This window comes from Saccharothrix coeruleofusca, assembly GCF_014648515.1.
Taxonomy (GTDB): domain Bacteria; phylum Actinomycetota; class Actinomycetes; order Mycobacteriales; family Pseudonocardiaceae; genus Actinosynnema; species Actinosynnema coeruleofuscum.
The window spans coordinates 134,309-161,268 of the sequence record NZ_BMRG01000010.1; the positions used below are offsets into that span (position 1 = coordinate 134,309).

18 protein-coding genes are annotated in these 26,960 nt (G+C 73.9%); 14 read left to right on the plus strand and 4 right to left on the minus strand.

Translation table 11 applies throughout. The features are described 5' to 3' along the window. From IEZ00_RS37000 to IEZ00_RS23340, 5 genes are all read left to right on the plus strand, one after another. Positions 1-306: cytochrome P450 (locus IEZ00_RS37000; RefSeq protein WP_229796014.1), on the plus strand; the 306-nt coding region annotated here is incomplete at its 5' end. A gap of 154 nt (positions 307-460) precedes the next feature. After that, on the plus strand, positions 461-1,687 hold the full coding sequence (locus tag IEZ00_RS23325; RefSeq protein WP_189225447.1) for a cytochrome P450: 1,227 nt from the start codon (positions 461-463) through the stop codon (positions 1,685-1,687). A 34-nt stretch (positions 1,688-1,721) separates the two neighbouring features. Further along, positions 1,722-2,060: a hypothetical protein gene (locus IEZ00_RS23330; RefSeq protein WP_189225448.1), complete on the plus strand. Its 339-nt coding sequence runs from the start codon at positions 1,722-1,724 to the stop codon at positions 2,058-2,060. 78 nt (positions 2,061-2,138) lie between these two features. Further along, the gene (locus IEZ00_RS23335; RefSeq protein WP_189225449.1) at positions 2,139-2,984 is read left to right on the plus strand and encodes a hypothetical protein; all 846 of its coding nucleotides are present in this window, start codon (positions 2,139-2,141) and stop codon (positions 2,982-2,984) included. 58 nt (positions 2,985-3,042) lie between these two features. After that, entirely contained in the window at positions 3,043-3,558 is a 516-nt protein-coding gene (locus tag IEZ00_RS23340) for a hypothetical protein (protein ID WP_189225450.1), read from the plus strand. Between the two features lie 59 nt (positions 3,559-3,617). Here IEZ00_RS23340 and IEZ00_RS23345 read toward each other — a convergent pair whose 3' ends face one another. From IEZ00_RS23345 to IEZ00_RS23355, 3 genes are all read right to left on the minus strand, one after another. Beyond that, positions 3,618-3,926 (minus strand): cytochrome P450, encoded by a 309-nt coding sequence (locus IEZ00_RS23345; protein WP_229796015.1) that lies wholly within the window; start codon positions 3,924-3,926, stop codon positions 3,618-3,620. A 35-nt stretch (positions 3,927-3,961) separates the two neighbouring features. After that, positions 3,962-5,203, minus strand: a complete 1,242-nt coding sequence (locus IEZ00_RS23350) for a cytochrome P450 (RefSeq protein WP_189225451.1) — start codon at positions 5,201-5,203, stop codon at positions 3,962-3,964. 151 nt (positions 5,204-5,354) lie between these two features. After that, positions 5,355-6,494 (minus strand): glycoside hydrolase family 53 protein, encoded by a 1,140-nt coding sequence (locus IEZ00_RS23355; RefSeq protein WP_189225452.1) that lies wholly within the window; start codon positions 6,492-6,494, stop codon positions 5,355-5,357. Between the two features lie 435 nt (positions 6,495-6,929). Here IEZ00_RS23355 and IEZ00_RS23360 point away from each other — a divergent pair, with 435 nt between their 5' ends. The 7 genes from IEZ00_RS23360 to IEZ00_RS23390 all read left to right on the plus strand — a co-directional run bounded on the left by IEZ00_RS23360 (position 6,930) and on the right by IEZ00_RS23390 (position 19,710). Beyond that, positions 6,930-9,152: a vWA domain-containing protein gene (locus tag IEZ00_RS23360; protein ID WP_189225453.1), complete on the plus strand. Its 2,223-nt coding sequence runs from the start codon at positions 6,930-6,932 to the stop codon at positions 9,150-9,152. A gap of 54 nt (positions 9,153-9,206) precedes the next feature. Further along, positions 9,207-12,359 (plus strand): tubulin-like doman-containing protein, encoded by a 3,153-nt coding sequence (locus IEZ00_RS23365; RefSeq protein ID WP_189225454.1) that lies wholly within the window; start codon positions 9,207-9,209, stop codon positions 12,357-12,359. Continuing rightward, on the plus strand, positions 12,356-14,539 hold the full coding sequence (locus IEZ00_RS23370) for a hypothetical protein (protein WP_189225455.1): 2,184 nt from the start codon (positions 12,356-12,358) through the stop codon (positions 14,537-14,539). Before IEZ00_RS23365 ends, IEZ00_RS23370 begins: the two co-directional genes overlap by 4 nt. Further along, positions 14,540-15,520 (plus strand): hypothetical protein, encoded by a 981-nt coding sequence (locus tag IEZ00_RS23375; RefSeq protein WP_189225456.1) that lies wholly within the window; start codon positions 14,540-14,542, stop codon positions 15,518-15,520. Continuing rightward, positions 15,517-16,614: an ATP-binding protein gene (locus tag IEZ00_RS23380; protein ID WP_189225457.1), complete on the plus strand. Its 1,098-nt coding sequence runs from the start codon at positions 15,517-15,519 to the stop codon at positions 16,612-16,614. The genes IEZ00_RS23375 and IEZ00_RS23380 overlap by 4 nt, the downstream gene beginning before the upstream one ends. Then, positions 16,611-18,584 carry a hypothetical protein gene (locus IEZ00_RS23385; protein ID WP_189225458.1) on the plus strand — a complete coding sequence of 658 codons (1,974 nt, stop codon included), beginning with the start codon at positions 16,611-16,613 and terminating at the stop codon, positions 18,582-18,584. Before IEZ00_RS23380 ends, IEZ00_RS23385 begins: the two co-directional genes overlap by 4 nt. 184 nt (positions 18,585-18,768) lie before the next feature. Then, on the plus strand, positions 18,769-19,710 hold the full coding sequence (locus IEZ00_RS23390) for a Leg1-related protein (protein ID WP_189225459.1): 942 nt from the start codon (positions 18,769-18,771) through the stop codon (positions 19,708-19,710). Here the strand turns inward: IEZ00_RS23390 and IEZ00_RS23395 are convergent. Beyond that, positions 19,692-20,609, minus strand: a complete 918-nt coding sequence (locus IEZ00_RS23395) for an MBL fold metallo-hydrolase (protein WP_189225460.1) — start codon at positions 20,607-20,609, stop codon at positions 19,692-19,694. The genes IEZ00_RS23390 and IEZ00_RS23395 overlap by 19 nt on opposite strands. A gap of 117 nt (positions 20,610-20,726) precedes the next feature. Here IEZ00_RS23395 and IEZ00_RS23400 point away from each other — a divergent pair, with 117 nt between their 5' ends. Together IEZ00_RS23400 and IEZ00_RS23405 are read left to right on the plus strand one after the other, a co-directional pair. Further along, a complete protein-coding gene (locus IEZ00_RS23400; RefSeq protein ID WP_189225461.1) occupies positions 20,727-21,578 on the plus strand; it encodes a LysR family transcriptional regulator in 852 nt (283 codons plus the stop codon). Between the two features lie 189 nt (positions 21,579-21,767). After that, positions 21,768-26,954 carry a PDDEXK-like endonuclease domain-containing protein gene (locus IEZ00_RS23405; protein ID WP_229796016.1) on the plus strand — a complete coding sequence of 1,729 codons (5,187 nt, stop codon included), beginning with the start codon at positions 21,768-21,770 and terminating at the stop codon, positions 26,952-26,954. Positions 26,955-26,960: the final 6 nt, after the last annotated feature.

Below are 26,960 nucleotides of genomic sequence, written 5' to 3' on the forward strand. Positions count from 1 at the left end.
GGGCACGTGATCGCGGCGGGTGAGACGGTCACCCTGTCCCTCCAGGCGGCCAACCGCGACCCGGCGCGGTTCGCCGACCCGGACACCCTGGACCTGCGCAGGTCCGCCACCGGGCACCTGACCTTCGGGCACGGCGTCCACCAGTGCCTCGGCCAGCAGCTGGCGCGGGTCGAGATGCGGATCGCGTTCCCGGCGCTGCTCGCCAGGTTCCCCGCCCTGCGCCTGGCCGTCCCCGCCGAGGACGTGCCGATGCGCCACGGCATGAGCATCTACGGCGTGCACCGGCTCCCGGTCACCTGGGCCTAGGCCCGCGCCTCCCGCCGCCGCCTGCCGACGCGCGGGCAGGCGGGCGACCACCGCTGTTGCGCTGAACGCCCGACTCGTGGTGCCCGAACGCGCTCGGACCACGTCGGTGCCACCGGCCGTCACGACCGAAACCACTGCTGCGGAAGGAAATCGCGTGAACCAGACCATCCCCGTCCCGCTCGGCCTGCCCGTGGACCGCGACGCGGGCCCTTTCGACCCGCCCAGCCTGATCACCCGGCTGCGCGACGCCCGTCCGGTCAGCCCGCTGCTGTTCCCCGACGGTCACCAGGGCTGGCTCGTCACCGGCTACGACGCGGTGCGCCAGCTCATGGCCGACACCCGGTTCAGCTCCCGCCAGGACATCGGCATCCTCCACGTGCCGTACGAGGCGTCGAGGATGCCCGCCGCCACCGAACCGTCCCCGCAAGTGCCGGGTCTGTTCATCACCATGGACCCGCCGGAGCACACGCGGCTGCGGCGCATGCTCACCGGGGCCTTCACCGTGAAACGCGTGAAGCAGCTCGAAGAGCGCATCGCCGACATCGTCGAGCGGCAGCTGGACGAGCTGGCGCGGCTGACCCCGCCGGTCGACCTGGTCGCGGAGTTCGCGCTGCCGGTGCCCTCGCTGGTGATCTGCGAGCTGCTCGGCGTGCCCTACGCCGACCGGCGGGACTTCCAGGCCAACTCCGCCAAGTTCCTGGAGAAGGACATCTCGCTGGACGAGAAGGTGGCCGCCTACACCGGCCTGACCACGTACCTGGCCGAACTGGTCACGGCCAAGCGCGCCGCCCCCGGCGAGGACCTGCTGTCCGACCTGGCCCGCCGCGACGAGCTGAGCGTCGAGGAGCTGACCGGCATCGCCTTCGTGCTGCTGTTCGCGGGCCACGAGACCACCGCGAACGTGCTGGCGCTGGGCACCTTCGCGCTGCTGGAGCACCCGGAGCAGCTCGCCGAACTGCGCGCCGACCCGGAGCTGCTGCCCGGTGCCGTCGAGGAGCTCATGCGCTACCTGTCGGTCGTCGACGTCCTCTACCGCTACGCCACGGAGGACCTCGAACTCGGCGGCGAGACGATCGCGGGGGGATCGACCGTCGTCGTCTCGCTGCTGGCCGCCAACCGCGACCCGCGGCGCTTCGACGACCCCGACACCCTGGACCTGCGCAGGGAGGCCCGTGGGCACCTGTCCTTCGGCCACGGCGTGCACCAGTGCCTGGGCCAGCAGCTGGCCCGCATCGAGATGCGCGCCGGTTTCGCGGCGTTGCTGCGCCGGTTCCCGACCCTCGCGCTCGCCGTCCCCGCCGGTGAGGTGAGGCTCAAGACCGACATGAACATCTACGGCGTCCACGCGCTGCCGGTCACGTGGACGGACACGCCCCGGTGAGAACCGTTCGCGCCTCGCCCGCGTCTTGCCGGGCATGGAGAACAACACCACGATGGACGACAGCCGTCACGACGAGATGCCGCCCAAGGGTGCCCGCGCGGTGGTGCGGGTGTCCCCCAACCCCACGACCGAACGGCGGCAGCGGGTGACCATCACCGGCGACTGCGGTGGCGGAACCGGGTTGCGGGCCATCACCAGCGGCGTCGGGGGCCGCCCCGTCCTGGAGGACATCACCATCGTCGAAGCGGGTCCGGACCGGTTCGAGGCCACCGCCCGGCTCCGGGAGGGCCTGGGCAACGGCGTCGGCCCGGTCTTCGCGCACTGCGGGGGCGAGGTGGGCGTGACGCTCCTGGTGACCCACGTGTCCGACTGACCGCCCGTGGGCGGTGAGCGTCGCGCGGACGGGGCTGGGACACTACGACGACCGCCCGCGCGATGAAGGACTGACACCGTGGCACTGCCCTACACCCCCGACGACGACCAAGCCGCGGCCCGGTTCGTGAACGAAGCGCTGCGCGGCCAGGACCCCGAGGTGTGGCGGGACCTGGCCGCCGACGCCTACGTCGAGCAGACAGACCGGGTGCTGCTGGCGATCCTGGACCGGATCGCGGCGGACCGCGCGCACCGCAACGCCGAGCGCGACACCGCGCGGGCGCGGTTGGCGGCGGGGGAGATCACCAGGGCCGACCACGACCGGGAGCGGGCCGAGGGCGGCGAGCGGGCCAAGCGGACCGCGCACTTCGAGGCGCTGGTGCGGGAGCACCACCGGCTGATCGCCGCCAAGGCGCGCAGGCTGCGCGGCGACGACGTCCGCGACGAGCTGATGAGCCTCGTGATCGCCCTGGGAACCGCGATCGACGGCCACCGGTCCGCCGTGCTCGGTGGCGGGGGCGAGCCCACCGGGGCCGACCGCGCGCTGTGGGCGCGGCTGGCGGAGCTGGACGTGCCCGGCACGGCGGGCCGCACCTCGTTGGCGGCGCTGGTCGAGCGGCACACAGCCGGCCAGGACCACCTCGGGAGCGTGTTGGCGCGGATCGTCCTGGACTTGGCCGGTGACGCGGCGTCGGTCGCGCGTGCCGACCTGCTGGAGGTGTGGAAGAGGAAGGTCGCCCCGACCCTGACCGCCGAGGAGAAGGCGGATTTCGCGGCCAGGGGCAAGGGGTCGCTGGTGACCGAGCGGCTCAGGAAGGCGGTGGCCCTGCTGGAGCGGCGGGGCCTGCTCGCCCGGTCCGAGCAGCGGCTCGACCTGCTCGACCGCCCCGGCCTGGCGGAGCTGGCCGCCGCGCGGACCCCCTGAACGCGCCAGGCGAATCCCGCCACGCCTGCGCGGAAGCGCGTCTTCACGAGGGAGGACCATGGCCGACGGGTTCGTGCACCTTTACCAGACCGGTTGGTCGCGAGCGCGCGCCGCGCTGCGGATCACCTCTCTGGGGTTGACCGGAGCGGCACTGGCCAACCCCGCCACCGGGAAGATCCACACGGGGGAGTGGGATGACCGGGACAGCCAGGACTTCAAGTACTGGCTCGACGCGGACACCGACATCTTCTGCACCGTGCGCCGGGTCACGCCCGACGTCGTGGTGGAGGAGTTCAGCCTCGACGGCTTCGGCGGGCCCTGGTGCGAGCCAGGGCAGGACCGGGTGATCCACCTGGTCCTGTCCCAGCTGCGCGAGACCGGCTCGTCGGCCGTCGGACTGGTCGCCGATCGGCGGGGCAGCTCGTTGGCGACGGATGTGGACGGCATCGTCCTCGGCGGTCCGACACCGGTCACCGTCCTGCCCGAACTGCTGATCCTCGAACCGGGTGCAGCGGATCGGCATCCGGAGCCGGCCGACTGGGGGCGGCGGCCGGGGAGCGGTTCGAACTCGTAGGTCCAGCGGATGAGCGTGCCGTCGCCGTTCACATTCTCACGGGGTGACCGGCAGCGCGGTCACCCCGTGGATGCCCGTTCCTGCCCGCAGCGGGACGTCATCCGAGGGGGAACAGCCAGGCGCAGGCCGGGAAACCGGGGCACCAGCGCGGTGGAGGTCACGTGCATCTCCACCCTGGCCAGGTGGTGGCCAGGGCACAGGTGGGGGCCGTGGCCGAAGCCGAGGTGGCCCGAGGCGGCGCGGCGCGGGTCCAGGGCGTCCGGGTCGGTGAACTCCGCCGGATCGGGGTGCCGCAGCAGCGCGAAGGTGCCCAGCGCGATCATGTCGGCGGTGGTGTCGAGGCCCGCCGCGAGGAGCAGCCCGCCCATCTGGGCCGGTTCGCCGTCGGTCAGGTCGCCTGCGGTCAGCCCGCCAGCACGACGTCGACCCCGGCGAACCCGTTGATCACCACGTGGGGGTGCCGCGCCATCCGGTCCACCGGGATCGCCGGGCGGGCCTTCGGCCAGCGCACCACGATCTCGCGCACCGCGATCGCGGTCTCCATCAGGGCCAGGGCGCTGCCGACGCAGCGGTGCCAGCCGTTGCCGAAGCTCAGGTGGGAGCGGGCGGTCCGGGTCCGCGAGGGCAGGAACCGGTGCGCGTCGGGGCCGAACGCCGCCGGATCGCGGTTGGCGGAGCCCAGGTTGACCACGGCCAGCGCGCCCTCGGGCAGGGTCGCGCCACCGCCCAGGTCGACCGGCTCGCGGACCAGGTAGTGCGGGACGTTGCGCACGGGCGGGTCGAAGCGCAGACCCTCCCGCACCACGTCTGGGACCGAAGCGGGCGCCGCGGCGACCGCGGACCACTGCCCGGTGCGCAGCAGCGCCGCCAGGGTGTTGCCGATCGCCGCGGTGGTGGTCTCGTGGCCCGCGGCGATCATCAGCACGGCGGTGGTCAGCACCTCGTCCGGGGCCAGCCGCTCGCCCTCGTGCTCCCCGTGGGCCAACGCCGACAGCAGCCCCTCGTCCGGCCTGGCCCGCTTGTCGTCGACCAGGGCGGCCAGGTAGTCGACCATCGCCGCCGAGGCGGGCTCCTGCCGCTCGGGCACCTCGGTCATCATCGCCGAGGACCAGGCGGCCAGCGCGGCCCGGTCCGGCGCGGGAACGCCCAGCAGTTCGCAGATCACGGTCAGCGGCAGGGGCAGCGCCATGCCCGCCACCACGTCGGTCGGGTGGTCGGGGTCCAGTCCGTCGAGCAGTTCGCGGGTGATGCCGGTGACGCGGTCGCGCAGCCCCTCCACCCGGCGCGGGGTCAGCACCGCCGCGACCGGTCGCCGCAGCCGCGCGTGGTCCGGCGGGTCGGAGTTGACCATGCTGCCGCCGATGATCGCCGACAGGTTCGACGCCACGCCCGCCTCGGCCATGTGCCGCCGCATCACCCCGGCGACGCCCTCGGCGTCCTTGGACAGCCGCTCGTCGGCCAGCAGGGCCCGCGCGGGTTCGAGCCCCACGGTGACCACGTGCACGCGCACCCGGTTGGGCTGCTCGACCAGGTGCACCGGTCCGGCTTCGCGCGCGGTGTCCTCGACCTGGTGGTGCCGGTAGCCGGACAGCTCGCCCCCGAGCAGCAGGGCGTGTTCGGCGTTCTCGTGCGGTGCGCTGGTCATGGTCTGCGGTTCTCCCTGCGTCGGGGCGGTCCGCTCGCGATAGTCCCGCGTCGCCGAGCCGCCGCGCACCCGGATAACTGCTGCCGGTTCGGTCATCCGCCACGGTGGTCCGGCACCGTGACCGTCCACATGGCACAGAGCGCGCGTCGGGTCACGGCGTCCAGCGGATGTGGGGGTTGAGACGGCCGTCGCGGTCGAAGACCGCCATGTTGTCCCAGCCGTTGCCGCTGCCGTTGATGTCGGCGGGGTCCCAGCCGTTGCCGGGGACGGCGTACCAGGTCGGTTCCCAGTAGAAGACGCCGATGGCGCCCGCGTCGCGCGCGGTGTTCTGCACGTGGGCGAAGTTCGTGGCCTGACCGGTCGGCGTCAGCGGGTAGTCAGCGCAGCCGGTGGTGATGGAGTTGCCGGTGCCGTCGGCGTTCTGGTCGGTGAAGGGGTACGCCGTCTCGGCGAGCACGACGTCCTTGCCGTAGCGGGAGCGCACGTCGGCGATGACGTTGTAGAGGTTGGCGAGCGTGCCGTGCCACGAGCAGTAGTACGACAGGGCGGTGATGTCCCAGGCCACGCCCTTGGACCTGATGCCGTCGTAGAACCAGCGCGCGTGGTCGAGGTTGTCGGCGTTGGCGGTGTGGATCATGACCTCGGTGCCGCTGTCGCACGCCTTGGTCGCGTCGTAGCCCGCTTTCAGCAGCAGGCTGAGGTTGGTGAAGTCGTTGTTGATGACCTTGCCGTCGTTCCACAGCATCCCGACGTTGATCTCGTTGCCGATCTGCACGCTGTCCGGCGTGGTGCCCTGTGCCTTGAGCGCGGTGCACACGTCGTAGGTGTAGTCGTGGACGTCGGTCCGCAACTGGCCGATGCCGTGGCTCGCCCAGGCGGCGGGCTTGTACTGCTTGCCGGGGTCGGCCCAGGTGTCGGAGTAGTGGAAGTCCACCAGCAGCTTGAGGCCCTTGGCTTTCACGGTCCTGGCGTAGGCGAGGACCTTGGCCTTGTTGTTGTAGCCGCTGCGCGGGTTGTTCCACACGCGCAGGCGGACGTAGTTGACGCCCACGCCCTTGAGGACGTCGAGGGGGTCGCGGGCGGTGCCGGAGGCGTCGTAGTACTTCGCGCCGAGGTCCAGGGCGCGCTGCGCGGTCGAGACGTCGGCTCCGAGCATGGTCAGGGAACCGGCCGCGACGGCGGTCGGGGCCGGCGTGGTCGGGGCCGGCGTGGTCAGTGTCGACGCGGTCAGCGGCAGCACGGCGGTGGTCAGGGCGAGGACGGCTCTGGCCGCCCGCTCGGGTCCGGACATCCGATCTCCCTCGGTGGAGGTGCGGTACCGGCGGCGGCAGCGGCATGTGAACGCGCACACCAGGAAAGCGCGGATGTCCGCCACGCTCAAGCTCTGACGTGGCCGCTCGGCCGGAGGTGTGCGACCCGCGCATCGGCTCGGGGCGTTAACCGAAATCTGCGCTAACCGCCAAAAGAGGGCCGCGGAATGCCGTGGAATATCGAGCACTCCTCGGTGTCGCATAACGATCGGGACACCACACCCGGAAATTGCGGCTTCGTCCGATCGGGCTGTAACGGTGGTTCATTCGCCGTCGATTCTGGCGGTAACCTGGCGCCGCTCCGACAGTGGTGGCCGTTGTTCGCACGGGGATTGGCTGGCTGGATGGAATTTCGCGGGAAAGGGCGGGGGCGCTGGGCTGCGCTGGCCGCGGCGGTCGGGTTGGTGGTGTCGACCATGCCGGTGGGTGTGGCCGAAGGCGCAGCTCAGCAGCCCGGACCAACGTTGCCGCCGCTGCGGGTGGTCGTGCTCGTGGACGAGTCCGGCAGTTTGAGCGACGCCGACGTGGTCAAGGAGAAAGAAGCGGCGCGCACGATTCTGTTCAGCGCTCTCGCGCCCGGCACCGTGATGTCGGTGGCCGGTTTCGGCAGTTCGAACGCGGCCGGGCAGAGCGCGGTGGACGTGGTCTGCCCGCCCACCACGCTGGCCAACGGGCAGGGCCGCGACGCGGTCGCGAAATGCGTCGACCAGTTGGCCAGGAGAAAACCCGAAGAAGGTTCCGGAACGGATCACGCCGCCGCGCTGCAGCAGGCCCTGTCGGCGGTGCGCGGCCCCGGCCCGGACAAGAAGATCGTGTTCCTGCTGACCGACGGCGAGCTGGACGTCGCGGACAGCCCCCAGTGGGGTGACACGCCCGAGCGGCGCAACGCGGCTGCCGCCGCGGGTGCCAGAGAGGTGCTGGGCGAGCTGGAGCGGGAGGGCGCGCAGGTGTGGCCGCTGGGCTTCGGCGAGGTCAACGACGCGGCGCTGGGCGGCTTCGCGCGCGGTCGCAGCTGCACCGCCGCGGCGCCCAGCCCCAGCGCCCGGACGGTGCCCACCTCGGCCGAGCTCACCCGCGCGGTGGCGGACGCGATCAGCGCCGCCAGCTGCGTGAAGATCATCCCGAGCCCGCCGCAGGACCTGCCCGCGGGGGGCTCGGCCGAGTTCACCGTCACCATCCCCGCCATCGCGGCCGACGCCTCGATCGTGGTCTACAAGCGCAACCCGAAGGTGCAGGTCGAGTACCGGGCCGCGGGCGCGGCGCGACCGGCCCCCGAGCAGGGCGGCGGGCGGTTCGAGTTCGCGGGCCAGTCGACCGACACCGAGTCGGTGCTGATCACCGACCCCACGCCGGGCGAGTGGCGGGTCCGGGTGTCCTCGGCGACCGAGCCCGCGCAGGACGTGTTCGCCACCGTGGTCTACCAGGCGGCGGTCCGGACCCGCCTCACCGCCACCCCGCCCGCGCCCGAGGCCGGGCAGACCGTCGAGATCGCCATGCAGGTCTGGGCGCGGGACAAGGCGGTCACCGACCGGCAGGCGCTGGAGGGCCTGACCTTCGTCACCGCGCTCACCGGCAGCTCCGGCTTCCCGGCGCGGGAGGCCACGCTGACCGACCCCGACGGCGACGGCACGTTCACCGGGCAGCTCACCGTGCCCGACGACGCCGAGGGGGAGCTGAAGTTCACCGGCACCGTGACCGGCGTCGGCGTCGGCGGCGACACCCGCGAGCTGTTCACCCGCGTGCACCGGGGCGCCCGGCCCGTCCAGGGGCAGATCCTGCTCGACGAGGGCAGCCCGCGGGTGCTGCGGGGCGAGCGGGTCAAGGGCACCCTCCGCCTGGCCAACAGCTCCGGGCGGCCCGCGCGGCTGCGCCTGCAGATCGCCGACCCGCCCGAGGGCGCGAGCCTGACCGTGGACCCGGCCGCCGTCGAAGCGCCCACCGGGGCGGTGGACGTGCCGTTCACCCTCGCGGTCGGGCAGGAGGCCCCGCTGGGCGGCTTCGGGGTGACCCTGCGGCTGGTGGACGAGGCGGACCCGACCGAGCCGGTGGTCGAACGCCTCGTCAGCCGGGAGGTCGTCGAACCGCCGGGGTGGCCGGAGCGCAACCTGTGGTGGCTCATCCCGGCCGCCGTCGCGGTGCTCGCCCTCGCCGCCTTGGCGCTGGCGCGGCTGCGGGCGGCGCGGCGCGGCGCGCGGGTCACCGGGCTGCGGGCGCAGCTGTGGCGGGACGGGGCGGTGCGGTCGGAGGTGGAGCCCCGCGACGCCAGGAGCCGCGTGTTCGGCTTCACCGTCCACGAGGACTTCACCGGACCGCAGCTCCAGCAGGCCGCCGACGGCGAGCCGGGCGCCTACCGGGTGCGCAGGGACGGCACCGCGCTGCTGCTCACCTCACCGGGGCGACCGCCCGCGCGGCTGACGCCGGGGGAGCGGCACCCGATCACACCGAACCTGGAGGTCGCCATCGTCGACGACTTCGGCAGCGGGAGCGCGCCCCCGTCACCGGGCGCGCAGCCGCCGCCGGTCCCGTCCGCGCACGGCGCCCCGTCCTTCCCACCGCCGGGCGGCGGCGCGCGGCCCGACCCGCTCGGCGCGGACGACCGGCGCGGTTTCCCCGTGGACCCCAACAACCCCTTCGCGTGACCCGGTGGGAGCACCGGAGCACCACCCACCCCATCGAGTGAGGACGGCTGCGCAGTGAAGATCTACCAACCGATGTTGTTCGTCGGACTCGGCGGGACTGGGTGCAGGGTCGGCGCGGAGTTCGAGAAGCGGCTGCGCGAGGAGCTGTGCGGCCCCGACGGCACGCGGCTGCTCGACGTGGTGCACACCCCCGGCTTCCTGCCCTACCAGCTGCCGTCGTGCCTGCAGTTCGTCTACGCCGACCTCAGCGCCAACGAGCTGCACCGGGTGCGCCGCGAGGTGGTGCCCGGCCGCGAGCACGACCAGGCCGCGCAGAAGACCATGCACCTCATCGCGGACCTCGTGCCCGCCAGGATGACCAACTCCGCCGACGTGGCGCAGAGCCTGCGCATCCACACCGACGAGGAGGCCATCCGCTGGCTGCCGTCGCGGGAGAGCGACCCGATGATCGGCCCGCTCGTGCGCGGCGCGGGGCAGCTGCCCACGGTGGGCCGCAGCGTGCTGTTCGAGACGATCCGCCGCAACCCCGACACCGCGCTGCTGGGCATCAGCAAGGCGCTGGCCGACATCAACGAGTCGGCGGGCGAGCTGTACCAGGTCAGCGGGCAGCGCACGCACCGCGTGGACTCGGTGATCGTGTTCGTGGTGTTCTCCGTCGCGGGCGGCACGGGCAGCGGCCTCTACTACGACTACCTGCACCTGATCGGCGACATGATCGCCAAGAGCCAGAGCCAGGCGGAGGTCTACCCGCTGGTGCTGATGCCGTCGGCGTTCGACGACGGCCAGGGCGGCGGGCGGCCCGCCCAGCTCAACGCGGGCGCGGCCCTGGTGGACCTGTTCCGGTTGGTGGACGACCAGAACGCGCAGGCCGCGCCCGACCAGCTCGACGCGACGGGCACCTACGGCGCGATCTCCGTGCGCTACCCGCACGTGAAGCTGGGCCAGGTGCAGCTGGCGGCCAACACCGTGCAGACCGCGTTCCTGTTCGGCCGCCCCGTCGGCGGGGTGCGCCGCGACGACCTCCAGCGCTCGATGGTGTCGCTGATGACCTCGCTGGTCGGCGCGGGACCGACCGAGCAGGGCGACGACGAGGACGGCGCGCAGCGGCCGTACATGTCCTTCGCGGACGGGTTCATCAACAGCAAGGTCGACCGGCACGCCGTGGCGGAGACCGGCGTGGGCAGGCGGGGCGTGACCACCAGCGCCGTCGCCGCCCTCACCACGCCGCTGCTGGAGCTGACCGAGGTGATCAGCTCGCACCTGCTGGCGCGGGCGGTGGACGAGCTGCGCGTGCCGCCGGGCGCGGCGGAGAGCAACCGGGAGCACATCCGGCGCTTCATCACCTCCGCCGGGCTGGACCGGCTGCTGGAGGCCGCCCCGACGCGCGTGCCGCCGCCGGGCAACCCGGTGGGCCTGGGCAAGGTCGTCGAGGCGCTCAACCTGCGGGCCGAGGCCATGAAGCACAACATCGACCGCGCCCACGAGGCGCTGGCCGCCCCGATCGCGACGCTGGCGCAGGAGTTCAACCCGCGCGCGGCGGCGCTGGACCTGCTCCAGGTGGTCGACCTGTTCCGGCTCAACCGCACCGTCTTCGGCAGCCCGGAGCTGACCGACCCGCTCGACCGCGGCGGCTTCGTGTCCCTGCTGGAGAACTGGCGGCAGCCGCCGCCGACACCGCCGGGGCTGAACCCGGCCACCCCGCCGCTGCCGGTCGACCTGCGCCGTCGCGTCACCCAGCGGTTGCGCATCACCGACGAGTCGGTCCGGCACGTGCTGGCGCTGCAGGAGCAGTGGTACGCCTGGCAGACGCGCCGCCAGTGGAACAGCGCGTGGAACGACAGCAGGCGGCTGTGGACGCGGCCGTGGGAGGGCTTCCGCAAGGAGTTCGCCCTCGTGCTCGACCAGTTGGAGGAGCACGCCCGCAACGACCCGCAGCAGTTCGACCTGCGCTCCCGCGACCTGTACAAGCCGCGCGTGGGCGTGACCTACCTGCTGCCGCCGGAGGACCGCGGCCTGGAGGGGTTCTACCAGTCCGTGCTGGCCCGGCTGAAGCAGGACTACGCGCAGCACCTGCCGGAGAACCCGCACGAGGGACACCTGCTGAACCTGATCATGGGCTCCGACGGGTGGGTGGCGGCCTACGAGAAGGGCATGTCCGACCCGGCGGCGGCCGTGGCCGAGGTGCGCAGGCGGGTCAAGCGGGCGGTCTCCGACCGCATCCGGCCCGGCGACCGGGAGCGGCCCGCGCTGGTGCCGCGCATGGAGGACCTGGTGGCCAACGCCGTGCAGCGGCGCGACAACACCGTCTCCGAGGCCGACCTGAACCGGTTCCGGCAGAAGCTCGCCGAGCTGGTGCCCGGCGGGTTCGCCCCCGACGGCCACGGCCCGCTCAAGGCGCTGGTCACCTACCCCGCCTCGCAGGAGAGCACCGAGGTGGAGCGGTTCCTGCGCCGCGAGATCGCGCTGCCGCTGGACATGGTCGGCGAGCCGGAGTACCGGGCGGTGCAGGCCGACACCATGGTCGTCGTGCTCAACCGCAGCTCCATGGGCATCACCGAGGTGCCCGAGCTGCGGCACGTGATCCGGTTGTGGGCCCAAGCCCGGCGCAACCCCCAGGACCAGGACACCCTGGCGTGGCGGCGGCTCCACCCGGACAGCCCCTACCTGCTGATGGGCGAGCGCGACCGGGCGCAGGTGCTGCACCGGCTGCTGTGCGCGGCGTGGGACGGCAAGGTCGTCATCTCCGGCGATCCGGCCAGCCCCGACCACATCACCGTGGAGCTGGGCAGCCGCGAGGCGGTGTCGATGAAGCTGGCGCTGTCCCCGCTGGGCGCGCTGTCGTCGTGGGCCACCGTCCTGCAGTCCTACGAGCAGTGGGTCCTGGCCGACGACAACCTCAGCAGGCGGGGCCTGGCGGGCAGGCTGATGTCCACCGTCCCCACCGACGCCGACCGGTCACCGCGCCCGCCCGCCCCCGAGTTCGCCGCGCTGGTGGACATCGCCGACCAGGAGCTGCTGAAGATCAAGGAGGCCGAGCAGCACCGCGTCCTGGGACAGGACCCGCAGCTGGCGGTGTTCCGCGAGTTCTGGTCGCAGACCCTGGGCACCGCGCTGGACCTGCGGGTCGGCAACACCACCAAGAGCCTGCGGGTCCTGCGCGAGCAGGTCGACCTGGCGCGGGGCCTGGGCGGTGGTCTCGCGCCATGAGCACGTCGGAGGTGTTCGTGCTCGACCTGCGCGACGGGGCCGACCAGCCGCCCCCGAGCCCGTCCGGCGGCGTGGTGGTGCTCGACCGCGCGGACACCCTGGTCGAGCACGCCGAGGTCTACCTGGGCCTGCTGAGCGAGGAGATGGTCACGGCGGTGGTGTGCGTCGCGGTCGGCGAGCCCGCCAGGGACGACGGGCCGGGCGGTGTGGCGCTCACCGCGCCGTCGGTGCTGCGCAACGCCGCCGTGCTGTGGGTCGGCGACGAGCGCGGTGTGGACTGGGCGCCCGGCGACGCCGCGCCCCGCCCGCCCGAGCGGCCGGGGGCCGCGCTGGAGGACCTGGTCGCGGCGCTGCGCGTGCCCGAGCTGTTCGACCGCGTGGTGGAGCTGGCGGAGGGGCGGTCGGTGAGCCCCGGCGTCCGGCTGGTGTCGTGCGCGGTGGACCCGGCGGAGGAGGCCGCCGCCCGCGCCGCGGCGGTGCGGTCGCTGTGCGCGGACGACCAGCCGGTCGGCGAGGACTTCGGCGCGGCGCTGGTCGAGGCGCACGTGCCGTCGACGCGGGACGGGGCGGTGCTCGCGGGCCGGGTGCACGCCGTGCAGCTCGACGTGGTGCGGCGGCTCAACCACGTGACCGAGCTGGCGCGGGCGCTGGGCACGCCCGCGGCGCTGTTCGGCACGCGCAGGCCGACCGAGGAGATCGGCAAGCACGTGCTGTGGGCCGGCCAGGCGGTGGAGAACTACCGGCAGGTGGTGGTCGAGCTGCTCGACCGGGTGGACGGGCACGTCCAGATCGGCAGGCCGCCGGTGGAGGACGTGCTGGCGATGGGCGTGTCGCCGCCGGTGGAGGCGGCGGGCGACCAGGTGGCCGCGGACCTGCGCCGCGCGGTGGACGCCCAGCTCGACGCCGGGGCGGCGCTGCCCGCGCTGGCCCACGAGCTGCGCCTGCTCTCGGCGCGCACCGGGCCGCAGGGCTGCACGGCCGCGCTGGAGGCGGCGCGCCTGCGCGGCCCGCTGTCGCTGGAGATGCCCGAGTTCCCCCGGTGGCCGCTGTCGCTGTGGACCCTGCCGCTGGTGCTGTCGTGCTGCGCGGTGGTCGCCTACCTGCTCGGGCCGGGGTGGGCGGGCTGGGTGGGCGGCGCGCTGCTGGCCGCCTGCTGGTCCGGCGCCGGATGGCTGGTGCTGGCGCGGCGACCGCGTGCGGAGGGCGAGGCGGGCGCTGTCGCCGCCGCGCCCGTGGCGCTGGCCACCTTCGGGGCGGTCGCGGCGGTCGGGGTGGTGGGCGGCGCGCTCGGCGCGCTGGCCCAGCCGTCCCCGTTCACCTCCGGCTGGCAGGTGCAGGCGGGGGTGTGGTCGGCGGCGCTGCTCAGCGCCGCGGTGGTCGTGCTGGGCTGGCGCTCGGCGGTGCACCAGTGGCGGGCGCGGCTGCGCCTGGCGGCGATGCACGACGCCGTGGTCGAGCTGACCGGGCTCGCGGAGGACGCGGTCGCGGGCCAGTGGCGTCCGCTGCGCCGCCGCCGGGCCATCGCGGCGGCCGCCGACGAGGTCGCCGCGGGCCTGGAGGAGGTCGCCACCGCGCTGCGCGGAGCCCAGGAGCACTTCTGCGCCGTTCCACGTGGGACCACTGTGGACGGTCATGACCGGATGATGCGGCCGGTGCCCGCGGAGCTGTACGCGGTGGTGCGCGGCGACGTGGTCGAGGTGTGCCGCTGCGCCCTGGAACCCGCGTGGCCCGCGGCCACCTCCGCGCTGCGCACCGCGCCGGGCGTGTACGAGCAGCGCTTGAACCGGCTGATCGACGAGTACACCGGGGACATCCGGCGGCACGGCCTGTTCGCCGCCGCCCGCGCGGACCGCGACGAGGCGGCGCGCGACGCGCTCATGGCGCGGGTGTGGGCGGAGACCCCCGCCGCGGCGCAAGCCCTGCGCGTCGGGGCGGGCGGCGAGATGACGCAGCTGTGCCGCAGCGGTCAGCTGCGCTACCTGAGCACCTCCGCCGAACCCGGCCTGCTGCGGTTCGCACCCGCGCGGCTGCGCCGGGTGGTCCGGGACGGCGGCGCGCACCAGGGCTTCGCCGCCGACCTCGCCGTCACGTGGGGCGCGGGCGGCGAGCTGATCGGCGCGCTGCGGCTGCTCCCGCTGCGCGTGGAGTCCGTGCGGCACGACGCGGGTGGAGGGGAGTAGATGGGAGCGGTCAGGGAGCCCGAGCGCTGCCGGGACGTGTTCGGCGTGCTGCGGGAGGTCGTGGTCGAGGACGTGGGGGAGTTCGTCACCCCCGGCTCGGTGCTGGAGCAGCGGCTGGTCCACGTCGACGGCGCGCTGTTCGTCCGCAAGTACGTCTCCCGCGCGGCGGGCGCGCGCGATCCGCGGCGCTACGACCTGCTCGACCGGGAGGTCCGCGCGGGCACGCGCCTGGGCCAGGTCTTCAAGCGGCTCTACCCGCGCGAGCTGGCCCGCCTGGCGGCCTACAACCTCGACGTGGAGGAGCCGTTCGCGCTGCTGCACGCCTACCACGGCGAACCCGCGATCGGCCCGGCGTCGCGCTTCGCGGAGGACGAGCGGCGGCGGTTCGAGCAGGAGCTGTTCCGCGCACTGGTGCTGACCGCCGCGGCCGGTGTCGTGCACGGCGCGGTCGGGATGGAGGCGGTGCGCTGGCAGGAGGGCAGGCTGCAGCTGGTGGACTTCGAGCACGCGCTGCGCGTCGGCGACCCCCGGTGGGACGCCTCGTCCCCCGACGGCGCGGGCCGCACCGGCGCCCGCGCCGATCCCCGCGACGACGTGTGGGACGCCGCGCGCCTGCTGCGCCGGGTGAGCCTGGGTCCGCACGCCGACGGCCCGGTCCTCGACCGCGCCCGCGACCCCGAGCGGCTGCGGGTGCTGCTGGACCCGGTGTTCGACAACCCGGTGGAGCTGCGACCGCGGGCGGCGGAGGTGCTGGCCGCGCTGCGGGGCGACCCGAGCCTGCCGCCCACCACCGACCCGGAAGCCGGACTCGGTCCGGGGCGCGCCCTGTTCGACCAGGTCAGCGCCGCCAAGGGCGGCCCGCCCTCACCGCCGCCCGCGCGGCCGCCCCGGCGTGGCAGGCGAGGGCTGCGGCTGTTCTCCCTGCTCGCCGTCGCGGTCCTCACCGCGACGGCCCCGTTCGGGAAGGGGGCGCGCCGGTGACCGCCTCCGGGTGGACCCCGCCGCCGAGGCGGGTGCGCTGCCCCGTGTGCGCCGACGAGTACGACTGGCCCGACGACGGGCGGATCTGGCTCTACGACGAGGAGAACCGCCGCTACCAGGACGAGGACACGCGGGCGCTGCCCGAGGTCAAGCGCGCCAGCCTCGCCCGCCGGGGCTACCGGCAGTGCCCCAACCCGTCCCAGGACGTGGCCGAGCACTACCTGCCCGCCACCTACGCCGAGTACGCCGACCCGCTGGTGATCGGTCTGGTCGGCGCCCCGTTCTCCGGCAAGACCCACCTGCTGACCGCGATGATCCGCCAGGTCTACCGGGAGGGCCTGGCCGCCTACGGCATCGACGTGTCCGCTCTGGACTTCCGCAGGCACGAGTACTTCCGCGAGAACTACATCAAGCCCTTCGAGAAGGGCGGGGCGCTGCCGGGCACCGACACCGGCATCATCGAAGCCGCCGACATCCTGCTGCTGCGCGGTCCGGACGGGCAGCGGCGGCCGGTGACGTTCTTCGACGTGGCGGGCGAGGACCTGGAGAGCACCGAGGCCCGCAACCCCGCCACCAGGTTCCTGCTCAGCGCGAACGCGGTGGTCTTCGTGCACGCCTGGGAGGACCCGCTGGAAACCGGCGAGTCGGAGCCGGAGAGCGAGAACAAGTCCTTCCAGCTCGCCGTGGAGAGCCTGCGCGCCCTGCCGGGTGGTGAGCGCGTCCCCGCCGTGATCGCGATGACCAAGTCCGACCGGCTGCGCTACGTGCCGCCGGTGGACCGCTGGCTGCACCGGGGCGACGAGCGCGTGCTCGACGCCGCCCGCATCCGCGAGGAGAGCCGCGACGTCTACGCCTACCTGCACGGCGTGGGCGCGCGTGCGTCGCTGAGGCCCTTCCACACCTTCGCCCGCTCGACCCTGCACTTCGTCTCCGCCAGCGGCGGCGACGCGGTGCCCGTCGAGACGGGCGGCGGGAGCGGCAGGTACTTCCCGCGCGGGTGCCGCCCGACCCGCGTGCTGGAACCGCTGGTGGCGATCCTCGCGATGACCGGGACGATCACCGGTCCCGAAGCGGAGAAGGTGGGAATGCCGTGACCGGTCCCGATGGCGTGGTGCACCAGCTGTTCTTCGGGTGGTCCACCGTGCACCGGCAGCACACGGTGATGTGCCACTCGTTCCAGGGCGACGAGGACATGCGCCGCTGGGCCGCCCGGCTCAAGAACCACGTCCGGCTCGCGAGCACCGGGGGGAGCGACGCGCCCGCCAGCGCGTTCTCCTACCTGGTGTTCCCCGACGGGCAGGCGGCCGTGATCCGCCGGGTGGCCCGCGGCAGGTCGCCGGGGCGGGAGAACGCGCACGCGCTGGTCGGACCGGTGGCCGTGCTCACCCCGCCGGTCGCGCTGGGCCTGTGCCTGTCGACCGAGGCCGGTCAGCCGTGGCAGGACGAGGTGGCGGAGGGCGTCTCGACGTACTCGTTCGACCCGCAGTACTTCGCCAGGAGGGCCGATCCGGCGCCGGTGCTGCGCGAGGCCGCATCCGGACTGGGCGGCAGGCTGGTCAACGTGGTCGCGCAGGTGCTGGAGCAGCCGGACAGGCCGGTGAGCGTGATCGGCTGCCCCGAGCGCGAGCGGCTGGCGATGGTGTGGGCCCTGCGCCGCGCGCTCGACGGGGACCGCCCCGCGCGGGACCGCAGCGCGGACTGGCGGTGGTCGTTCTCCACCTACGCCGACCGGGCGGACGACAGCGTGGCCAACCTGCCGTGGATCCTCTTCCTGCCGCCGCGACCGACGCTGGGGGTGTCGCACCGGCTCGTCGTGGACCTCGCCCGACCGGTGCTCGGCAGTCGCACCCCCCACGCGCGCGACCTGGTGGCCGGCGTGTTCGCCGAGCCATCGCGGACGCCCGCCCAGCAGGACCCTGCCCAACAGGAAGTCGCCCAGCACGACCTCGCCCCGCAAGGCGCCACCCAGCAGGACGCCACCCAGCTGGACGCCGTTCAGCAGGATGTCGCGCGGCAGGACGTCGGGCACCCCGAAGAGGCGCAGGCAGCGCATTCCCCCCTCCCGGACTACGGCGGGGCGTGGGCGACCCGTGATGACCGGCCCGCGAGCGCGGAGACAGCCGCCGAGACGTGGTCGTCGGCTCCCAGCTACCGCAAAGGCCCGCCCAACCCCAAAGCCGACCTGGCGAAACCGGTGCTGGCCGCGACTAACACCGCCGACCTGCGCGCCGAGCTGAAGCTGCTGGCGCACGACCACCCGGCGGTGCGCATCCGGGAGAACTTCGACAGCCGGGTGGTCGACAAGATCGTGGACTTCGCCGAGCTGTCCGCGCCCAGGGAGCTGGTGGAGCGGTTGCTGGAGACCCTGTACGGACCGCGTTGCCGGGACCTGCTGGACCCGACCGCCAGGCAGCACGCCCTGAAGCTGATCGACGGCTGCCGGTCCGATCAGGTCGCGACGGCCCTCGCCGCGTACGCGGGCGAGCAGAACGCGACGGACATCGGGGAAGCGGCCTACAGGCGGTGGTTGCGCGTCGGCAGGCTGCGCGGCCCGGTGTCCCCCGGTTCGCGCCGGGTGCCGCGCGTCGCGGGCGGGCGGGGCGCGCTGCTCGTGGGCGTCGGGTTGGCGGCGGTGCTCCTGCTGGTCGGTTTCCTGCTGGGGTTGCTCGTCGCGAGCCCGGCGGAGCAGGCGGGCCCCACCACCGCGGTGCCACCGGTGCCCCAGTCGTCGGTCACCGAGGCGTGGCCCACCACCCCGCCGAGGACCGAGCCGACACCGGGGCAGCAGCTGTCCGGCACGGTGACCGCCGAGGTCGCGGCGGACCGGCGGCTGTTCGGGTTCGTCCGGTCCGGCGACCGCTACTACCCGCAGCAGGAGTGCCGCCAGGACAACGCCTTCCGCCAGGAGTGGCGGTGCGAGAAGCGGTCGGGGACCGTCGACGGCGAGTTCGTGGCGGCCGTCGTGCCGGAGGAGGAGGCGCGCGGACTGCAGGACATCGCCGACACCGGCCAGTCCGTCGCCAAGCGCGAGGGGTGGGACATGAGATCAGTCAGGATCACCTGATGATTCCCCCTCGCGTGGGGTGCTCTTCCCCCGACCGTCCACACGACACACCTCCGGGTGAATCCCGCACCGCCAACCGGAACTGGCTGCGGGCGGGGTCACCTGCTCTTCCCCGGTGCGGCCCGCCGCCGCGAGCGCTCCGGGGCGCTGGACACCGCCCCGCGCCCCGCGCAGAATCCCGGCCATGGCCCACCCCGACGAGCTGGCGGCACTGGACCTGTACTCGGTCTGGACAACGGCGCCGGACCTGCGGGAGGTGTTCGACCCGTTCTCCTTCGAGCAGCGGATGGCCGCCTACCGGCTGATGATCGACAACACCAACCCGGCGGACCGGTTCGGCGCCGACAACCGGCACAACCCGTTGTGGGGATTGATGTTCCAGCACCAGTGGCAGTTCCGCACCGGCCGCCTCGGCGCGAGCGCGCGGCGGGACGGGCGGATCGACCCCGACGCGCCGTGGGGCTACGGCAACTACACCCTCTGCGTCGTCCCGTGGCTGGGGGCCGTGGCCGCCGGGGTGGTGCCCGCCCTGCCGGTCGCCGACCCGCCGACCCGCTCCCGGTTCCGCTACGCGGTGGGCGGGACCGCACCGGCGGAGCTGGTCGACGCGGTGGCCGACTGGCGCGCCTACTTCACCCTGGTCGACGGGAGCGGGCAGGCGGACCCGGAACCGGCGCGCATGGCGCTGTGGAAGGCGCACAAGACGTGCCTGGACGTGGTCGTCGACGCGATCGCCGACATCGACGCCGCGCCGTGGCCCGAGCTGGAGATCACCTTCCTGCGCGGCTGGTGCCGGATGGTCGACTACCTGTGGGCGGCGGCGTGGCCGACGGACTTCGGCTTCATGACCGCGCACGGCCTCGACGTGCTGCCGGAGTCGCTGCTGGCCACACCCGAGGACGTGCGCGCCCTGCCCGACAGGACCCGCCGCAACGTGGCCAACGTCCTGCGGCTGGCGACCACCCCGAAGTGGCGCTACCGCTTGAACCTGGCGCTGTGGCGGCGGGTCATGCGCACCCGCGAAGCGCGCGAGCGGGTGCTGCCGCTGCTCGACGCGGTGTTCGACCCGCGGCCGGACAACGCCGCGCAGCGCCGCCGACTGCTGGGCTACCTGCTGCGCCCCTGATCGCGGGGACCGGGCCACTCGGCGCACAGGCAGCCGACGCCCCGCTCGACCCACTCCGGCAGCCGCCATTCGGGGTGCCTCTGGACCATCAGCGCCCGGACCTCCTCGGCGATGGTCTCCTCGGGCACGGCCGAGTCCCGGCGCGCCCAGGTCTCGTCGCGCAGTTCCACGAGGTAGTCCCGGACCTGGGTGAGCAGGCCGGTGTCGCCGACCGCGCCGTGACCGGGAACCACGACGCGGGGCCGCTCCCCGACGAGGCGTTCCACGACCTCGATCCAGCGGATGCCGGAGACGTCGGTGTCGTGCGGCGGGAACCACGGGAAGATCGCGAACTGCCCCGCCTCCGCCAAGTCGCCGGTGAACATCACGTCCGCGTCGGGGACGGTGACCACCTGGTCGCCCTTGCTGTGGGCGCGCCCGGTGGGCCGCAGCAGCACCACCCGGCCACCCAGGTCGAGTTCGCGGGTTCCGTCGTAGGTGCTGTCCGGCACCGGAATCCCGGTGCCCTCCAGTGCACGCGCGACCGGTTCGCCGAGTTGCCGGAACATCGCGAGGTAGCCCTCGCCCTTGACCGCCAGGTCCTCCGCCTGCGCCGTGTTGACCAGGTACGTCGCCTCCCCGGCGAACACCCGCGCGCCGAACGCGTGCTCGGGGTGGAAGTGGGTCGTGGTCAGGTAGAGCCTGCGGCCGTTGGCGTACTCGGAGGCGAACGCCAGCACGGTCTCGGCGTTGCGCGGCCCCAGACCGGTGTCGACGACCAGGACCGAGTGCGTTCCGCCGATCACCCCGATGTTGGGCACGAGGTCCACGTCCCGGTTCGGGATCACCACCACGTCGCGGGCCAACTCCTGGACGTCGGCGATCTCGACGACGGGATCGGGGAACGGGTACTCGGACATGGTGCGTCTCCTCGACAACTGCGGTGCGGTTGATCGACTCCAGTGCAGCACCGCGCGGAGCCCGCGGTCCAAGACCGGTTCCGCATCGCCGATACCCGGCGGGTATCTTCGGCGGTGATGGAACTGCGGACGCTGCGCTACTTCGTGGCCGTCGCCGAGGAGCTCCACTTCGGCCGGGCCGCCGCGCGGCTCCACATGAGCCAGCCGCCGCTGAGCCGGGCGATCAGGCAGTTGGAGACCGACCTCGCCGCCACCCTGCTGCGGCGCTCCGCCGCGGGGGTCGCGCTGACCCCGGCGGGCGTGGCGCTGCTGGACGAGGCCCGCGCGCTGCTCGACCAGGCCGAGCGGGCGCGCGTGCGGGTGGCCGCGGCGGCGGGCGCCACGACCATCGCGGTGGGCATCCTGGGCGAGATCGGCGACCCCGGCGTGGCGCGGCTGGCCGCCGCCTACCGCCGCCGCCACCCGGACGTGGAGGTCCACGTCCGCGAGACCGACCTGACCGACCCCACCTGCGGGCTGCGCGCCGGGCTGGTGGACATCGCGCTGACCCGAGGTCCGTTCGACGGCACCGGCCTGGTGGTGCGCGAGTTGCGCGCCGACCCGGTCGGCGCGGTGCTGCGCGCCAGCGATCCGCTCGCCCGCCGCGACCACCTGGAGCTGGCCGACCTGGCCGACCGGCGCTGGTTCCGGTTCCCCGACGGCACCGACCCGGCCTGGCGGTCGTACTGGAGCGGCGGCGAGCCCCGCGAGGGCCCGGTGGTGCGCGCCGTCCAGGAGTGCAGGCAGGCCGTGCTGTGGAACGGCACGGTCGGACTGGCCCCGCTCGGGCACGACCAGCCCGAGGGGCTGGTCGTGGTGCCGGTGGTCGACATGGCGCCCAGCCCGGTGGTGCTGGCCTGGCACGAGGCGAACACCAACCCGCTGGTCGGGTCGTTCGCCCGGATCGCGGCGGCCGCGTACCGCGACTGATCCTGCGGTCCGCCGGGGATTGGTCCGAATTCCCGAGGAGGGGCACCGCATTAATGCGAAACGTGGTCGAGAAACTGCGCTTGGTGTTCACACCTCGGTGTTCATAACAGTGCGGTGTCGGCCGTATCGCCGTACGCGCCACGAACGATGATCAGCGTGATCGGTTCGGTGTGCGGAAGGGGAATGGCTGTGGCGAGCAACGACGCTGCTCCGGATCAGCGAGGCGCGGCGGTTGATCGGGCGATACGGCTCTTCCAGTTCCTCGCGCGCAGCCAGCAGCTCAAGTCGAACTCGCCCCGCACCACCGACAGCTACGACTCGGTGCTGTGGTTCGGGCGGCTGCCCGAGCACCCCGCCATCCGGTCCGCCCACCGCGCGGAGGCGCCGGAGGCCGGTGACGCCCTGCTCGTGGTCGAACGGGTTCCGCACCAGGAGCCGCCGGAGCCGGCGGAGGAGCTGCGGCCGTGGCTGGACGGGGCGTGGGACGACCCCGACGACGCGCCGCGTCTGAGGGAGTCGATCGGCGAGGGCGAGCGGCGCACCGCGCTCGACGACGCGCCCGAGATCCGCGAGGCCCACGCCGAGTGGGAGGCCCGCTGGACGCGGTGGGCCGAGCGCGAGCGGGCCGACCGGCCCGCGCGGGAGGTCTACAACGACCTGTTCTCCACCTACGTCACCGCGACCGGGCACGGCGAGGAGCTGGAACTGGTCGTCGGCGCGGGCTGCCTGTCGTGGTCGCCGCCCGGCCACCCCGTCGTGCGGCGGCACCTGGCCACCGCGCCCGCCGTGATCCACTTCGACGACGCCACCGGGCGGCTGGCCGTCCACCAGGCCGAGGCCGCGGACGGCCTGAACGTCGAGCTGGACATGCTCGACCCCGGCCGCGTGGCCAACCCCCAGCACGTCGCCCGGATCAGGAACGAGGCCCGCGAGGTCACCACCGCCGCCCTGCACCGCGGTGTCGTGGGCGAGGTGCTGCGCAAGCTGGTGCACGCCCTCGACGGCGATGCCGCCTACGTGGACGAGGACGACGTCCAGAAGCCCGGCCCGCACGCCGTGGCGGCGTTCGCGCCCGCCCTCGTCCTGCGCAGGCGCTCCCGGCAGGGGATCGTCGACATCCTCGACTCCGTCGCCGCGCAGCTGGGCGAGTCCGGTGTCGTCCCGGACGGCCTGCTCCCGCTGGTCGACCCGGACCACCGGCCCGCCGCGCGGCGCTCGCCCGAGCCGGGGGCGCTGGTCGAGCTGGACACCGAGCCCTTCCTGCCGCTGCCGGTCAACGAGCGCCAGCTGCGCGTCCTCACGCAGGTCGACGCCAAGGCCCAGACCCTGGTCCAGGGCCCGCCCGGCACGGGCAAGACGCACACCGTCGCCGCACTGCTGTCCCACCTGCTCGCGCAGGGCAAGCGCGTCCTGGTCACCGCGCACACCGACCGCGCGCTGAAGGAGGTGCGGGCGAAGCTGCCCGAGGCCATCGCGCCGCTGGCCGTCTCGGTCGTCGGCTCCTCGCGCTCGGACCTGGCCGACCTCAAGGTCGCCGTGGAGCGGATCAGCGACGTGGCGGGCGAGTACGACGCGGGCGCCGCGCGTCGGGCCATCGACGAGCACCTCGCGGCCATCGAGGCCCTCCGGGCACGTCGCGCCGGGCTGTACCGGCGGCTGCTCGACGCGCGCGGCGAGGAGGTGACCGAGCACGAGGTCGGCGACTACCGCGGCACGCTCGCGGCCATCGCGCGGCGCGTGGAGGAGGAGCGGGAGCGGTTCGGCTGGCTGGCCGACCTGGTCACCACGGGCGGTGCCGCGCCGTCCCCGGTCCCGGCGGGCGACATCGCCGAGTGGCACCGGAGCGTGGTGGACGACGCGCTGATCGCCGACGAGCCCGAAGCCCGGCTCAGGTTGCTGCCCCTGACCGACGTGCCCGCCCCCGAGGAGTTCTTCGCCCTGGTGATCGCCGAGCGGCGGGCCATCGAGGCCGAGGAGGGGCACGGCGAGCTCACCCGGCACACCGCCTTCGACGCCGTCCGCGGGCTCGACCAGGCCACGCGGACCGCGCTGCGGCAGCGGCTCAACGGCTTCGCGCGCGAAGCCGAGGACCTGTCGCGGCGGCGCGAGGAGTGGATGGACGACGCGCTGTCCGACGTGCTGTCCGGCCGCGCGAACCACTGGCGGTCGCGCGGAAACCAGGTCGCCCAGCTCATCGGGCGCGTCGAACCCCTCGTCGACCGGCTCGGCCCGCTCACCGAGGTGCGCGTCGGCCCCGGTGACACGGGCGCGCTCGTCGCGCTGGCCGGCACGCTCCGCACGCACGTCGGCGACGGCGGCGGGCTCAAGACCAACCCGGACGGCTCGCCCAAGATCGGGGCGTTCACCTCGAAGGCGGTCAAGCAGGCCCAGCCGCTGTTCCAGGCGGTGCGCGTCAACGGCGTCCCGCCCACCACCGCCGACCAGCTCGACGCGTTCCTGATGTGGGCCGAGGCCACCAGGGCGCTGGACGCGCTGGACCGGGCCTGGCCCGACTCGGTGCGCATCCCCGCCGAGGACACCCTCAGCGAACGGCTCCAGTGGCACGTGACCGAGCTGGCGCAGCTGCGCCGCGTGCTGGCGCTGGGTGAAGCCCTCGAAGCCGAGGAGCGCGGCCTGGCGGAACTGGGCCTGCCCCGTCCGAACTGGGACGACCTCGACGCCGTGCAGACCTACGCCCGGCTCGTCGACGCCGCCACCGCGTCCGACGCCCGCACCGCCGCCACCCTGCCGCTGCTGGAGGTCGCGCGCACCACCGCCGAGGTGGCGCGGTGGGCCGACGCCGCGCCGTGCGTGCGGCACCTGGCGCGGGCCGCCGAGGAGCGCGACCACGAGTCCTACGCGGTCGCGCACCACAGGCTGGTGCGCCTGACCGAGGTCGCCGGGCTGGTGCGCCGCCGGGACGAGATCGCGGCGGCGCTGGCGCGGCTGCTGCCCAGGGTGCACGAGGCCGTCTCGGCGGACCCGCGCGACCCCGCCTGGGCGCAGCGGCTGGCCGACTGGGACGCCGCGTGGGCGTGGGCCGTGGCGCGGGAGTGGGTGCTCGGTCGCGGCGACGCGGACGTCAACGCCCTGCAGGCCGAGGTGCTGCACGTCGAGGAGCAGGTGCGCGGCCGGGTCGAGCGGCTGGCGGCCGAGCGGGCGTGGGCGCACGCCGTGTCGCCGGAGCGGCTGTCCGGCAAGGCCCGCGCCGACCTGCTCCAGTACGCCCAGCTGGTCAAGCTGCTCGGCAAGGGCACCGGCGTGTACGCCGAGCAGCGCAGGGCCGACATCAAGGCCGCCATGGACCGCTGCCGCCCGGCGGTGCCGGTGTGGATCATGCCGATCTACCGGATCGCCGAGCAGTTCCGCGTCCAGCCCGACATGTTCGACGTGGTGATCGTCGACGAGGCGTCGCAGGCGGGCCTGGAGGCGACGTTCCTGCAGTACCTCGCACCCAAGATCGTGGTCATCGGCGACGACAAGCAGGTCTCGCCCACGGCCGTGGGCGTCGACCGGCAGCAGCTGCGCGACCTCGCCGACCAGTACCTGTGGGACGACCCCTACCGCGCCACCTGGCAGGAACCCAAGTACAGCCTGTTCGACCACGCCAAGAAGCTGTTCGAAGGCATGATCACGCTGGTCGAGCACCGGCGCTGCGTGCCCGAGATCATCGGTTTCTCCAACCGGATCGCCTACGAGCCCGACGGCATCCGACTGGTGCCCGTGCGCCAGTACGGCGCGGACCGCCTGGAGCCGGTCAAGCCGGTGTTCCTCGACAACGGCTACGAGCGAGGCTCGACCGACAAGGTCAACCCGGTCGAGGCGGACGCCATCGTCGACCAGATCGAGAAGTGCGTCGCCGACCCGCGCTACGACGGCCTGACCTTCGGCGTCGTGTCGCTGCTCGGCCGCGCCCAGGCGAAGGCGATCGAGAAGCGGCTGCTGGAGCGCATCCCGCCGGAGGAGTGGCGGGCGCGCGAGCTGCGCTGCGGGGACTCGGCGGACTTCCAGGGCTCCGAGCGCGACGTGATGTTCCTGTCCATGGTCAAGGCGGCGGAGCCGGGCAAGCGGATCGGCGCGCTGACCCAGGACATGTACGTCCAGCGCTTCAACGTCGCCGCCTCCCGCGCCAAGGACCAGATGTGGGTGTTCCACTCCCTGCGCCTGTCCGACCTCGGCAACCCCGAGGACATGCGGTTCCAGCTGCTCGACTACTGCTACGCGCTGTCCGGGCGGGCGGAAGGCGTGGACGGGGCCAGGAGCACGGCCGTGCCGGAGGACCGGAAGGTGGAGCCCTTCGACTCGCTGTTCGAGCAGCGGGTGTTCAACCGGCTGGTCGACCGCGGGTACAGCGTCGTCCCGCAGTTCCCGGCCCAGGGCTACCGGATCGACCTGGTGGTCGTGGGGGCCAAGGCCAGGCTGGCGGTCGAGTGCGACGGCGACGCCTGGCACGGGCCCGACGCGTACGAGCGCGACATGGCCAGGCAGCGGGACCTGGAGCGGTGCGGCTGGCGGTTCTTCCGCATCCGCGAGTCGGAGTTCTACGCCGACCGGCCCGCGGTGCTGGCCCGGCTGTGGGACGCCTTGCACGAGCTGGAGATCCACCCCTCCGGGTGGACCTCGGACGGTGACGACCCGTCGGCCGGGGCGCCCGCACCGGAGGCGGTCGCGTCGGAACCCGTGGTGCCTGAACCGGTGGTGGCTGCGCCGCGACCGGTGGTGCCCGGACCCGCCGCTCCGGTGCAGGCCGTGCGCGCACCGGTGGTTGTCGCGCCCGCCGTCGTGGAGCACGTCGTGGAGCACGTGGTGGAGCACGAGGACGAGCTGCCGCCCGTGACGGTCGCCGAATCGGTGGCGGCCCCCGTCGGGGGTTCCGTGCTCGCCCCGTACGAGGAGTTCGACGGGACCGTGATCCAGGTCGGCGGGGCGTCGCGGCGGGAGCTGCTCGACGGCCTGGTGCGCATCGTCGCGGCCGAGGGGCCCGTGCTGGGCAGCAGGCTGCACACCGCCTACGTCCGGGCCTCGGGCTCGATCAGGGTCACCAAGCAGATCGCGGGCGAGCTGAACAAGGCCATCTCCCAAGCGGTGCGCGAGGGCAAGCTGGTCGAGGACAACCCGCTGCGCGAGAGCTGGGTCAGGGCGCGCACGTACCGGCTGCCCGACCAGCCGGAGGTGCGGACGCGCCACCTGGGGCCGCGCTCCCTCGACGAGGTGCCCCCGAGCGAGCTGGCGGCGCTGCTCGACCACGTGGCCGAGCGGAACGGCAACCTCGGCCAGGAGGCGTCGCGGCGGGCCGTGCTGGAGCTGCTCGGCCTCAAGCGGCTCACCGACAACGTCAGGAGCCGTTTCGTCGCGGTCGAGGCGCTGCGGTCCTGACGCCCG